12 protein-coding genes are annotated in these 13181 nt (G+C 47.5%); 8 read left to right on the top strand and 4 right to left on the bottom strand.

All coding sequences use genetic code 11. The annotated features are described in order from the left end of the window. The first annotated feature begins 335 nt into the window (after positions 1 to 335). Complete coding sequence (locus JNN12_07055) at positions 336 to 2429, top strand: FAD-binding protein (protein MBL7978082.1); 2094 nt, start codon at positions 336 to 338, stop codon at positions 2427 to 2429. A gap of 295 nt (positions 2430 to 2724) precedes the next feature. On the opposite strand, the gene JNN12_07050 is transcribed toward JNN12_07055, so the two are convergent. Next, positions 2725 to 3633: a bile acid:sodium symporter family protein gene (locus tag JNN12_07050; protein MBL7978081.1), complete on the bottom strand. Its 909-nt coding sequence runs from the start codon at positions 3631 to 3633 to the stop codon at positions 2725 to 2727. A 125-nt stretch (positions 3634 to 3758) separates the two neighbouring features. On the opposite strand from JNN12_07050, the gene JNN12_07045 reads away from it, so the two are divergent. The 7 genes from JNN12_07045 (at position 3759) to JNN12_07015 (ending at position 11741) form a co-directional block, all read left to right on the top strand. After that, positions 3759 to 5036, top strand: coding sequence for an insulinase family protein (locus tag JNN12_07045; protein ID MBL7978080.1), 1278 nt, complete (start codon positions 3759 to 3761; stop codon positions 5034 to 5036). A gap of 32 nt (positions 5037 to 5068) precedes the next feature. Then, positions 5069 to 6337 carry an insulinase family protein gene (locus JNN12_07040; GenBank protein MBL7978079.1) on the top strand — a complete coding sequence of 423 codons (1269 nt, stop codon included), beginning with the start codon at positions 5069 to 5071 and terminating at the stop codon, positions 6335 to 6337. Positions 6338 to 6492: 155 nt separating this feature from the next. Beyond that, on the top strand, positions 6493 to 8049 hold the full coding sequence (locus tag JNN12_07035) for a hypothetical protein (protein MBL7978078.1): 1557 nt from the start codon (positions 6493 to 6495) through the stop codon (positions 8047 to 8049). 215 nt (positions 8050 to 8264) lie between these two features. Beyond that, positions 8265 to 8849, top strand: coding sequence for a LemA family protein (locus JNN12_07030; GenBank protein MBL7978077.1), 585 nt, complete (start codon positions 8265 to 8267; stop codon positions 8847 to 8849). A 66-nt stretch (positions 8850 to 8915) separates the two neighbouring features. Then, positions 8916 to 9677: a TPM domain-containing protein gene (locus JNN12_07025; protein MBL7978076.1), complete on the top strand. Its 762-nt coding sequence runs from the start codon at positions 8916 to 8918 to the stop codon at positions 9675 to 9677. Between the two features lie 128 nt (positions 9678 to 9805). Beyond that, on the top strand, positions 9806 to 10135 hold the full coding sequence (locus JNN12_07020; GenBank protein ID MBL7978075.1) for a tetratricopeptide repeat protein: 330 nt from the start codon (positions 9806 to 9808) through the stop codon (positions 10133 to 10135). Further along, positions 10122 to 11741, top strand: a complete 1620-nt coding sequence (locus tag JNN12_07015) for a LysM peptidoglycan-binding domain-containing protein (GenBank protein ID MBL7978074.1) — start codon at positions 10122 to 10124, stop codon at positions 11739 to 11741. Before JNN12_07020 ends, JNN12_07015 begins: the two co-directional genes overlap by 14 nt. Positions 11742 to 11754: 13 nt before the next feature. Here the strand turns inward: JNN12_07015 and JNN12_07010 are convergent, their stop codons facing one another. From JNN12_07010 to JNN12_07000, 3 genes are read right to left on the bottom strand one after another with little or no spacing between them, the layout of a single operon-like run. Beyond that, on the bottom strand, positions 11755 to 12237 hold the full coding sequence (locus tag JNN12_07010; GenBank protein MBL7978073.1) for a peptide deformylase: 483 nt from the start codon (positions 12235 to 12237) through the stop codon (positions 11755 to 11757). Positions 12238 to 12248: 11 nt separating this feature from the next. Further along, positions 12249 to 12869, bottom strand: coding sequence for a DNA-3-methyladenine glycosylase 2 family protein (locus tag JNN12_07005; GenBank protein MBL7978072.1), 621 nt, complete (start codon positions 12867 to 12869; stop codon positions 12249 to 12251). Continuing rightward, positions 12869 to 13162, bottom strand: a complete 294-nt coding sequence (locus JNN12_07000) for a hypothetical protein (GenBank protein ID MBL7978071.1) — start codon at positions 13160 to 13162, stop codon at positions 12869 to 12871. The genes JNN12_07005 and JNN12_07000 overlap by 1 nt, the downstream gene beginning before the upstream one ends. Positions 13163 to 13181: the final 19 nt, after the last annotated feature.

Below are 13181 nucleotides of genomic sequence, written 5' to 3'. Positions count from 1 at the left end.
TTGCTTGATTTGTTAGAAGCCGGATTTAACATAATAGGCAAACAATGTTGTTGTAATTATGTTTGGTAAATTTGTAATAAATCATCTACTTCAACATATAGATTTACCACAAAACTTTCTTTATCTTGTAAGTATATTGGGGAGAAGGTTTTATGATTATGTCAATTGCGATTTCTTCACAACATAAGACCTTTCTCTTTTTGGTAATACCCGCAACCTTATGTTGTAACAGAAATTAATTTTGTCTATGTACTTGTAAAATGATAACTTGGGATTATTTACAAACTTAAGGAATTTAGACGAATCTTTTTTCGGTAAAGCAACAATATCAGAACATGGACTACACCCCATTTTTTAATCAAGAAATGGCTCCCTTGCCCGCAAAAGTGGCAGCCGCATTGAATGCTGGCGCTTTGCCCTGGGGCATCTTGCCCGATGTCGGCGATTTGTCGTTATTGGAAAAACCGGGTTACACTGCAGTCGAGTACGGCTACTCCATTGACCAAGACGGCAGCATCGCCGTGGCGGTGAAGACCGATATGCCCGGCGTCGCGCCCGCCATGTGGGACTGGTGGTTCGGCTGGCACGGCTCGCAGGACCTCCGCTACAAGCTTTGGCACCCTGCCGCACACCTCAGCGCCCGATGGGAAGATGGCCGGGACGATGCCTGCTACATCGGGCGCAATTCCATTATCAAGGAATACATCGGCAAAGACCCGTTGGATGCGGTCATTCAGTTCAAGTCGCCGCTGGAGTTTGGCTTCTCCAAGGAGTCCGTTAACCGCCCCGACAGGGCCGTTTATATCTGCGCCAAGCTCGGCCACCCCGACCTGCCCGTGGACTATGGCTACCTCGTCCACCAAGTGCGGGCCACGGAAAATGGTGCGGAGATGCGCTCCCGTTTTTTCATCGGGGGCAAATATGCCAGCGTTCGCAAAAAGGGTAAACTGGCGGAAATGGTCACGGACATCATTCGGAAATTCAAAAGCCTGCCCGACAATTTCGGGGCCGACCTGCTGCGCCACTGTGCCGAGGAGATGAACCACCTCGCAGCGTTTTTGCCCCAACTCTACCAGCAATACCACACTGACAATCAATTGGTTATCAACGGCGACATCTTTCACCGTTCGCAGGCTGATTTCAAAAAAATCATCCTCAGCAACCAGTACAATAAGGTGGACACGGGCCGCACCCCCGACATGCTCACCGAGCCACGCACGGTGGAGGACATCCTCCGCATTGTTCGCTACGCAAAAAGGGTGGGCAAGCGGGTGACGGTGCTTTCCGGCGGGCGCAGCTTCAGCGCCAATTCCATCCGCCCCGATTGCATCGTGATTTCCATGAAATATTTTGACCAATACAAGGTCAACAAGGAAGCCATGACTGCCGAGGCAGGCCCCGGCATTGGCGGCTCAGTGCTGCTGAAAGCGCTGTTCAAGATGGGCCTGTTTTTCCCGGCGGGGCATTGCACAGGGGTGTGCATTGGCGGCTTTTTGTTGCAAGGCGGCTACGGCTGGAACGGTCGGAAAACGGGCATCGCCTGCCAGAGCATCCTCGGTATGGACATCGTGACCGCCGACGGCGAACTCGTCCACGCCAGCGAAACGGAAAACGCCGACCTGTTCTGGGCGGCAAGGGGTTCGGGGCCGGGCTTTTTTGGCGTGGTGGTCAAGTTTTACCTGAAACTATACCCATTGCCACCATACAGGGCCCTTATTGCGCATGATTTTGCCATCAAGCACTTGGAAGATGTCTATCGCTGGGCCTATGAAGTGGGGCCGGAAATCCCCAAGGCCGTGGAGTTCCAGATGATGATGAACAAAAACATGATGAACATCATGGGGCCGGGCATCGAGGCGTTTGCGCCCATTTTCGCCGATAACGAGGACGAGTTTGAGGCGGCCAAGGCATTTATGCACAACAGCCCCATCAAGAAAAAAGCCATCATCGCCACGCCCGCTTTCAATCCCGGGATTGAGGTTTTTTATCGGGCAACGATGACCCACTATCCCGCCAACTACCACTACGGCGTGGACAATATGTGGACACATGCCTCCATTGACGAACTGCTGCCGCATATCAAAAAAATCGCCGAGACACTGCCCCCGTCGCCCTCGCATTTCCTTTGGCTCAACTGGTACCCCGACCCGCTGACCGTGGACATGGCGTACAGCAAGGAGGACAATATTTACCTCGCCCTGTACAGTTGCTGGAAAAGCGTCAAGGACACGGAAAAATACAATTTCTGGGCCGCCAACATGGTGCGGGAAATGCAGCACCTGTCATCGGGCATACAACTCGCCGACGAGGGCCTGCACAAGCGCACCGACCATTTTATGACGCCCGAAAACCTGAAACGGGTGCAGGAAATAAGGGCAAGGCGTGACCCGCACGGGGTGTTTTTTGAGTGGCATAGTAGGCCTGTATAGAGTCAGATACGTTCAAAATTTATAAAGCCCTTTAAGTATTTTAAGGGGCTTTTAATGTGTATCTTTCCAAAGAAAATGAGAAAATAAATAGCTAAACTTTATTTCACTACCGTGCTAAATTCATTACTTATATTCGGTGGAGAGGTTGGAAAAAATCACCCTAAGTCAGGATAATTGAAAAAGGTGGAATTGCTGACGGTATTTTTAAAGTCTTATAGGCTTTCCTATACCTAAATTCCTATTTATTTCATTATTTACATTGGTGTAATTAGAAAATTTTAGGTTCTATCATGGCTCATAAAACGTGTGTTTTTTTAGTTCGCCACCAAGCCCCAAGCCCCAAGCCAGTGATTAAGTCCCAAATTCCCCACCAACCGGCAACCACAGCCATCCCGCCAAGCCCGCTAAAGAAGGAGAAAACGAGGGCTAGCCCCAAGCCTGTATTGTGAATGGCAATTTCGATAGACATGGCGCGTCGGTCAGCCTCGGGAAGGCGAGCCAATTTTGAAAAGTAGTATCCGAACGCAAGTGCTGCACCATTGTGGAGAGCAATCAAAAGGAAAATGGAGCCGATAATATTGACGAAATGAACGGCATTGGCTGCCAAAGCGCCCATCAAAAAAAAGACAAAAATCAATAAAGAAGCTTTTCGGATAGGCTTTACGATTTTGGCTGTAAATGTCGGAAAACGGGTGCCTATCCACATTCCAAGAGCCAGTGGTGCACCGAGAATCAGCACAATTGAACCAATCATTCCTATGGGATCTAGTGCGATCTCACGCAATAAATGGCGAGCGGGTGGGTATAAGCTGCTCCAAAATGCAAACAAAGCGGGGGTGGCAATGATAGAAGCCACCGTCGAAACAGTTGTCATGCTAACCGAAAGCGCCGTATTTCCTCCGCTGAAATTGGTCAGATAATTGGATAAACTTCCACCCGGACAGGCTGCAACCAAAAACAACCCGAGTGCCATACTCGGTGGTGGTTGCCAGAACCAGACCAGCACAAAAGTAAATGCAGGAAAAATAAGGTATTGATTTAATAAACCTATAAAAACAGCACGCGGAAATGCAAGGATATTCTGAAAATCAGACAAGCGGATTTCTAAAGCAACACCAAACATAAGGAAAACCAAAATCGCATTTAACAAGGTAAGGGAAGCGGGCGAAAAGTTCAGAACAACCTGATCAATATCTGGCGGCATGGTTCACCTAAAGTTTATGGGTACAAGTGGAATCATTCATCGGAATCTACGGTATGTTGATGGCTTAGACAAATGGTCGTGGTCTGTATCAGGTACAGACTGGCCGCAAATGAACCAACTAAAATATGCTAGAAGCCTTTTCTTTTATCGAAACCTCTGGTGGCATTGAACAGTGGGTACACCAATCCAACGATTTACAGGTATTGTTGTACCCGGATGCCACCGCGCCTGTGGTGACCTTTATGGTGACGTATCGTGTGGGAAGCCGCAACGAAATACCGGGGAATACGGGTGCTACCCACTTTTTAGAACACATGATGTTCAAAGGAACGGAACGCTTTAATAAACAAGCCGGGACATCGGTATTTAATGTATTACAACGGGTGGGGGCCATGGTGAATGCCACCACTTGGATGGACCGAACCAATTATTTTGAACTGCTGCCCAAAGCCCATTTGCCCTTAGCGATGGAAATTGAAGCCGACCGGATGCGATTTGCCCGCTTGAGTCCAGAAGATGTGGCTTCCGAGAAAACCGTAATCTTAAATGAGTTTGACCGAGGTGACAATGAACCGACACAAAATCTGTATCAAACAGTGTGGAGTACGGCCTACTTGGCGCATCCATACCACCATAGCACCATTGGTTGGCGGAGCGACATCGAGCAAACCACGCCGGAAAAACTGCGGGCATTTTATGATACGTTCTATTGGCCTGATAATGCCACGCTTTCTATTATCGGAGACATAGACCGCGAACAGGCGTTGGCTTGGGTACATCAGTATTTTGGCGGCCTCCCAAAATCCACTGTTCCGCGCCCCGAAGTAACCATCAGGGAGCCACAACAACGGGGTGAACGCCGGATAACCGTTCGCAAAGAAGCCGAGTTGGGGTCTGTGATGATTGCCTTTAAAAACCCGGAAGGGCTACATACCGATAATGATGCATTAGACATGTTGGCTATGGCGCTTGGTTCGGGCAAAAACAGCCGCCTTTACCGTGCGCTTACGGATCAGGGGCTGACCGTCGCTGCATATGCGGCCAATTCGCGCCATCGCGATCCTGGATTGTTTTACCTATTTGGGTATCAGGCAATGGGGGTTCGTCATGCCAAAATTGAAAAAGCCATACTGAAAGTCCTTAAAGAAGTGCAGAAAAATGGCATTACGCAAGAAGAACTGGACCGCGCCCGCCAAAAAATCAAGACCTCGATGGCATTCGATAGGGACGGCTCGTACAATATCGCTTCCGAATTGAACGAAGCCATTGCTATTGGAGACTGGAAGTTCTACACTGAGTATGTTACCCGAATTGGGGCTGTAACGGTGGCAGATATACAGCGCGTTGCCCAAACATACCTCATCGAAGACAAGCGTACCATTGGTTGGCACTTGCCAAAATAAGCTGTATCCCAAATATTTTGAATCAGAAAAATATGTTTGTTCATAGAATTAAAACCCTTAAAACTGAAAATGCCACCATTTTTGCCCTCCCAACATCTGTCCGGGAGGTGGTTTCGTGGTACGGCTCTTTCTATTCCTTCCCAGAAGGCGACCACCCCGATCCAATGCTTTTACAAGAACTGATGGTGGCTATGTTGGATAAAGGAACCTTATACCGCGATAAGTTTGTGATCTCGGATGAATTAGAAAAACGGGGTGCACAACTTCAACTGTTCTCCGACGGTTTGCGCATTGGTTTCTTTGGGAGGTCACTTAAAGCCGACTTGCCTGCCGTGCTGGGTGTACTTGGTGAGCAACTGAATACCCCACAGTTCGGCCCTGAAGAATTTGACAAATTACGGCTACAAACCATCTCTGCTCGGCAACGCAGTTTGTCAAACACCCGATATAGGGCAGAATTGGGGTTAAACCATGCCCTGTATCCAGAAAATCATCCCAATTATAACACACCTGCCGAACAGGAAATTGCCCTTCTGGAGCAGATGGAACTGGAACAAGTGCAAGCATATCATCAGAAGCATATCTCGGCCAATCAATTGATTATCAGCACCGCTGGAGATGTGGATCCTGATGGTTTTGCAAGCTTGGTTGATCAGGTTTTTGGGGATTGGCAGGTGGAAAACCGGACTTCGACTTTTGCGACCTTGGGCAATATCAATCCAGGAAAAACAGTAACGGCACTCAAAGACCGCCAAAATTTAGATGTCATGATGGGCGTTCCGACGCCCGTCACCACACAACATCCCGACTATTTGGCCTTGTACTTGGGGACATACATTCTGGGGGGGAATTTCTCGGCACGCCTCATGAATACGGTTCGGGATGAACAAGGGTTGACTTATGGCATCGGTGCAAGCCTTTCTGGCGTTACACAAGAATACGCAGGTTATTTTCAAATTTACGTTACGTTGAGCCAAGAAAACCTCGAAAGAGGCATTTCTGCTACCAAGGAGCAACTTCGTAAATGGGTACAAGAAGGTATTACCGAAAGTGAGTTGGCCGAAAAGAAAACCACGATTGCCGGAAAATACCAAGTGGAAATGGCGACGACGCACGGATTGGCCAGGGCCATGCAGCAAAATGCCGAAGAAGGGTATCCGCTTGATATGCTGGATGAGTATGTACCCAAAATTGAGGCCCTCACTGCGGAGGAGGTAAATCGGGTGATTCGTCAATACATCAATCCCGAAGACATACACTTATCTATAGCGGGGACTTTGCCGGAATCGTTGAATCGGTAAAATAGCATTAGAGGCTTTCGCGACTTCCGAGGGCCTTTTTTTGTGGGGAAAAGCCTTACAAAAAGACACACCAACGGCTTAATAAACAGGAAGTTGCGAGGTGTTATTTTTATTCGTAGTCCTAATTTTTTTACACCTTTCATGCTTGGCCAGATATGTACGCACTCTCTCCCCATATTGAGCCGCCTCAATTTCCTATCCCTGCTTCAACCGAAGAAGTAGCCGCATTCTTACGGCTACAAAATACGTTTGTCACACAATACCGAGATGCATTTCCTGATCCATTGGCGCCTAAAACCATTATTGTCCTGCCCAGTACCACATTAGACCAAGATATGCTCGGAACCATACCTGGAGAAATCCATTACGAAGAACGGATGCTTTCTCTGCTCATGCTGTTGCGTATGCCTCGAACGCATATCATCTATCTAACCAGTACCCCGCTTGATCCGGTCATTGTGGATTATTACCTGCATTTATTACCCGGAATTACCGGATGGCATGCCCGCCAACGTTTGACCTTATTAAGTTGTTACGACGCCTCTGCCAAGTCTTTGACCCAGAAAATTTTGGAACGGCCCCTTTTGATGGAGCGCATCCGACAATGCATCCCACATGGTCACGCCGCACACATTGCTGCTTTTAATGTAACACCTCTTGAACGAACCTTGTCAGTACGTTTGGGGGTTCCACTGTATGGCTGCGATCCGGAACTTATGTTTTGGGGATCGAAAAGTGGGAGTCGTATGGCTTTTCGTGAAGCAGGTGTGGACATGCCGCCGGGTTTTGAAAACCTAAGAAGCGAACTGGATGTGGTAGAGGCCATTGTTGAAATTAAACGCCAATTGCCCGAAACCCGCAAAATGGTGGTTAAAATGAACGAAGGCTTCTCGGGAGAAGGCAATGCCATTGTCCATTTAGAACAAGCACCTTCCGATGCTTCATTAAAACAATGGCTGAAGCATTACCTGCCCAAACACCTAAAAATAGTGGCCCCACATTTAGATTATGCGGCTTATATGGCGAAAATTATTGAACTGGGCGGGATTGTAGAAGTCTTTGTTGAAGGAGAGGTGAAGGTTTCTCCTTCTGTACAATGTCGAATTAATCCGCTTGGTGAGGTGGAGGTGGTTTCTACACACGATCAGGTCTTGGATGCGGCAACCGGACAAATTTTTCTGGGTGCAAAATTTCCTGCCGATCCCGAATATAGCCGCGAAATTGCCCGAAATGGCTTGGCCATAGGAAAAGTACTACAGTCCAAAAACGTGATGGGGCGCTTTGCGGTGGACTTTATTTCGGTAAAACAGGGCAATTGCTGGAAACATCTCGCTATCGAAATTAATCTCCGAAAAGGGGGGACAACCCATCCTTATCTGATGCTCCAGTTTTTGACTGATGGGCGGTATAATCCACACTCCGGATTGTATGAGACCCTCAATGGACAAAATCGTTTTTATTTTGCCACCGATAACCTGAAGTCCCCGCATTATAAAGGCATCACTCCTCCCGATCTGATTGATCTGGCGATGTGTGAGAACCTGCATTATGAAAGTACCGACCAAGAAGGGGTGGTCTTTCATTTGATAGGAGCGCTTTCCGAGTTTGGAAAATTGGGTGTGGTCTCTATTGGTCGTACACCCGAACGGGCCGTGCATTTTTTTGAGAAAACCAAGTCGGTATTAGATACGGTTTCGGAACGATGGCAATAAAAACCCACGAAGCAAAAATCTAATAGATTGAATAATGTCTCTATCAAAAAGGGTCTGTAATATCAGCCATTCAACCGGATTCACCTTTTCTTTAATCCTGAAGACGAAAAATTCGCAACCTCACAAGCCTAAAGCGTATATTAAGGCACATAAAGCAACCGGCTCTATCAATCCGGTAATGCAATCCCTTCACCTATTTAAAATTTAATAAAACTATGAAAGGTGGTGCTATTCTTGCAATTGTTGTGGTGGCGCTCTTTGGTATGTGGGGCTGCTCTCAGTATAACGGCCTAGTAACAACCGATTCCGAAGTCCAAACCGCTTGGGCCAACGTACAATCGGCATATCAACGTCGTGCAGATCTTGTCCCGAACTTGGTCAGCACTGTGAAAGGTGCAGCCAATTTTGAACAACAAACCCTGACGCAAGTGGTGGAAGCACGGGCGAAAGCCACTTCTATCCAGTTAAAAGCAGAAGACTTGAATGATCCGCAGAAAATGCAGCAATTCCAACAAGCGCAGGCTTCGCTGAGCCAAGGCTTAGGGCGCTTGATGATGGTTGCAGAAAACTATCCGCAACTACGGGCGACAGAGGCTTTTGTAGGGCTTCAAAGTCAATTAGAAGGAACAGAAAACCGGATTAATACGGAGCGGAATCGTTACAACGAAGTGGTTCAAAACTACAACGTAAAGGTTCGGAGTTTTCCGTTGGTCATGTTTGCAGGTATGATGGGTTTCTCGGCCAAGCAGCCCTTCCAGGCAGATGCCAGTGCCCAAAATGCACCTAAAGTCCAGTTCTAACTTCTTTTGTTCCAAGGGTGGGGCCTGTTTTTGTGCCCCTCCCTTTCCATTTAGCCTCTTTCGACCATGCGTTACGCTTTGCGTTTGTTGTGCCTGCTGTTGTTGGGCATTCCGGTTTACGGTCAAAAAATCAACCTTAAGTCCACTGGTCCCGTCACCGACGCGGCCAACTTGTTTTCGGGTAACGAGCGCGAAATCTTGCGACAAAAACTAAATGCCTACGAAGACTCAACCTCGAATCAGTTTGTCGTAGTGACCATACCTTCTTTAGAAGGCATGGATGCGAACCAATATGCCACCGAATTGGGTCATGAGTGGGGCGTTGGAACAAAAAACAAGGACAACGGCGTGATTGTGCTGATTTCTAAAGGAGATCGGAAGGCTTATATTGCTGTAGGACGTGGCTTGGAGGCCAATATCACCGACTTTACCGCCAAACAAATTGTTCGGGAATACATGGTGCCTGCTTTTCGGCAGGAACAGTATTTCCAAGGAACGAATACTGCGGTGGATGCCTTAATATCGGCAGCCAGTGGCGCCTATCAATCTGATGGCACATCCTCTGATGACGACGATTTCGCTGGGTTGATTTTCTTCCTGTTTATTTTGATCCTTATCATTCTCTTTTTTGTAGTGGTGAGCAAGGCTTCGCGCCGAAATAGGGGTGGAGATGGTTTTGGTGGTGGATATGGTGGTGGGCCTATTATCTTCGGAAGTGGCTGGGATTCTTCCTCCTCGTCGTCATCTGGGTGGAGTAGCGGCGGCAGCTCCGACTTTGGCTTCGGTGGGGGAGACTTTGGCGGAGGTGGCGCTGGGGATAGTTGGTAAATCTTAGACTCGATACAAGAAACGGCGGTATTTCAGAAATGAGGTGCCGCATTTTTTTTGACGAAGTAGGGGTTTTGTTGTAACTTAATTCGTAAACTAACGATGTTATTCAAAATTTAACAATGGCAATTTCTAGATTAGAAAGACTCAAAATGTATTTGGCAGAGGACCCAACCGATGCTTTTACACAATTTGCAATCGCACAGGAATACCTGAAAATGGGTGATCTAATGGCTGCGCGGACGCAATTTGAAGCCCTCGTCGAAGGGCATCCGGGATACGTCGGGACATACTACCATCTGGGTAAACTGTATGAGAAGTTTGGTGATCGCGAAAAAGCGGAGGCGACCTATAAATTAGGCACGCAAGTTGCTGATAGTCAATCTGCGATGCATGAACGTGCAGAATTGCAAAACGCGCTAGTTTCTCTACAGCTTAACTTTCATGATGATGATTAAACAACAGTTATTCGCTCGGCACACCGTTTTGGGGGCCATAATGTTTTGTTTGTCTTTTGGGATGGCATACGCCCAGATCTCGGTTGATGGAACAAAACATATTATCCAAAAGGGTGAAACCTTGTATTCGATTGCCAAAAAATATGGTCTGTCCTTAAGCGATTTGCGTCAACTGAATGGCCTTAAAAATTTTCGCTTGGATGCAGGCGGGGTGCTAAATATTAAAAAAAGTACCTCGACCACAGGAAGCGTTCCCGTCTCAACGGCAGAGCCTATTCCATCGGCTTCGCCTTCTACAAGCAGTACAGCCACTGCCCCTGCTGTTCCAACCACTACGGGTGCGGATAAGGTGATGCATACTGTGAAACCAGGTGAAACACTTTATTCCATTTCGCGTCGGTACGGCTTGAGTGTTGATAAGTTGAAAACGATGAACAATCTACCCGATAACACGGTGAAGTTGGGGCAAGTACTGACCATTGAAGGAGTGAATTTAGAAACAGTTGCCCGGAAAAGCGTGCAACAACGATCGGTGGCAGCCTCCACAATCAATTCGCGTCGGACTGGTGGCATTGTGGGCGTTGATGACCAATCTGATCCAGCGGCGACCAATCCCCGCCGCACCGGTGGCATTGTGGGCGTTGATGACCAATCTGATCCAGCGGCGACCAATCCCCGCCGTACCGGTGGCGTTGTGGGTGTGGATGATCAACAAGTGGCGCCACCTGGATCCTATATTGTAAAAGCGGGAGACACGGTTTTTTCCATTGCACAACGGCATAAACTGACCCCGGCAGCGCTACGGCGTTTAAATGGTCTCCGGAATGATAGAATTACGGTTGGGCAGGTGTTAAAAGTAGTGACCCCTGCGGCTTCTGCTTCTCCGAGTACCTCCTCCGAGGCAACACCAAAGCCGACAGCCCCTGCGCGGTCGGCTACGGTGGCGCGTTCAACGAGCTTGCCGGGACAAACAAAAGCAGGCAAAACACATAGCATAAACCGTGGTGATACCTTTTATAGCATTGCCACCAGTTACAACATAGCCGTAGCAGATATATTGGCGGCGAATCCGGGGACGTGGGCAGGTAAAAACCTCAAGCCCGGCGAGGTCATCCAATTACCCGCAACGTCGGGCAAATATGAGCGAAAGCATGTGGTTCAGGCAGGTGAGGGTATTACAGAGATTGCCAACAAATACAATGTGTCCGCTAATTCTATCCGAGTTGTCAATAGTACTGGAAATATTTTGAAAAAAGGACAAGTATTACGCATCCCAAATAAAGAACAAGGTATTTCGTTTGCTTCGGCACTGAAAGGAACCATCCAAAAAGGAAAAGCAGTTATAGATACCCGTGCCAATGGGACAGCCACCAATTCGGGCGAAAAATTAGATCAGGATGAACTTACTATTTCCCATAAAAACTTGCCTATGAACTCGGTGGTTTTAATTTCGAACAAATCCAAGAATATGCATACTTTTGCGCGAGTGATAGATCGCACTACCAGCGGTGCGAATCTGGCATTGGTTTCTCCTAAGGTGGCGCAGGAAATAGGGATATCGGGAAGTGGAGAAATAGAACTTCGTCTGGTGAAAAATGGGAAATAACCAATAACCGGATTCAGGGACGCCACCTATAAGCTGTTGGCTCAATGGCCCTTTGAATGGCCAAAATACCTTCCAAGTGGTCATATTCATGCTGGATTAATTCAGACAACGCTCCTTCTATTTGCCACATTTGTGCCTCCTGATGTTCATTTTGGAAGTGAAGGGTACAACGGTTATGCCGTTTTACACGCACCAATAAATTTGGAAAGCACATACAGTCATCCCACAATTCAAACATTTCCTCGCTAAGTTCGGATAGTTCCGGATTAATGATAACTATTGGATGGTCAATGTTTACATAAATTATTCGTTTCATGATGCCCAATTGAGGTGCTGCAATTCCACGAAAAACGCCATATTGGGCTTTGAAAGCTTTCAAAACTGCATCTAATTGTGCAACCATATTGGGTACGTCCAGCCAGTCGCTTCCAATAATCGGCGTACATTTTTCATAAAGCCTTGGGTCGCCAAGTAATAATACCTGAAGAGTTGACATTTTATCGGTGGTTAACGTTCTAAGGCGCGGTACATATACCAAGAAGCGACACTTCGGTATGGCCGCCAACGTTCAGCAAAAATGCGTATTTCGGCAGGCTTGGGTAAATCCGCGTGGCCATATGTTTTCTGGAACCCTTTTTGTACACCCAAGTCGGTAGCAGGTAATACATCCGGTCTTCCCAGATCAAAGAGCAACATCATCTCAACCGTCCAAGGACCAATGCCACGAACTTTTGTCAGGGCTTCGATAACCACCTCGTCGGACATGTTGCGGATTTGTGCCAAAGTTGGAATTTCGTGATTAATGGTCTTTAAAGCCAAATCGTGAATGGCCCGGACTTTGGCATGGGAAATACCAACACCACGAAGGGCGTCGTGCGGCGTCTTGAGGATTTCTTCGGGTGTAGGATGGGCGTGTGCTGAAAAAAGTGACCGAAACCGCCGATAAATGGTTTCTGCTGCTTTCCCGGAAAGTTGTTGATAGATTATGGATTCGGTCAGCGCCTCAAATACGGATGGCAGTGGTTTTGGCAATACCAAATATGGCCCAACTTGGTGCATGAGGGTAGCCAAAATAGCATCTTGTGCGGATAAATAGTTGACTGCACGTATGGCATCGAAAGGTAGCATCAGTTTAAGTGTATCTTGGGTAGATTCGCTTGCGTGGTTAAGAGAAAGGTAAGGGGGTGAATTTGATATTCCATGAAATTGGTGAGGGGCAATTTCTCTAATAATTGAGCAACAGCCGCTTCATCATTTGCATTGATAAGCGCCCAAAGTTTGGCATGTTCCATCGAGAGGGTATAGGTAATGATGTGACCCATTACCATAAACTGATGTATTTTCAGCCGTTGTTCTGGAATCAGCGAAATAAACGTTTCGGTGAAGGGTTGGGGCAAATCAAATTCTACCATGTAGTGCATAGACAGGAGCGTTTAGGTG

The sequence above is a fragment of the Bacteroidetes Order II. bacterium genome, assembly GCA_016788705.1.
Taxonomy (GTDB): domain Bacteria; phylum Bacteroidota; class Rhodothermia; order Rhodothermales; family UBA2364; genus UBA2364.
This window is presented reverse-complemented; position numbering and strand designations above follow the sequence as displayed.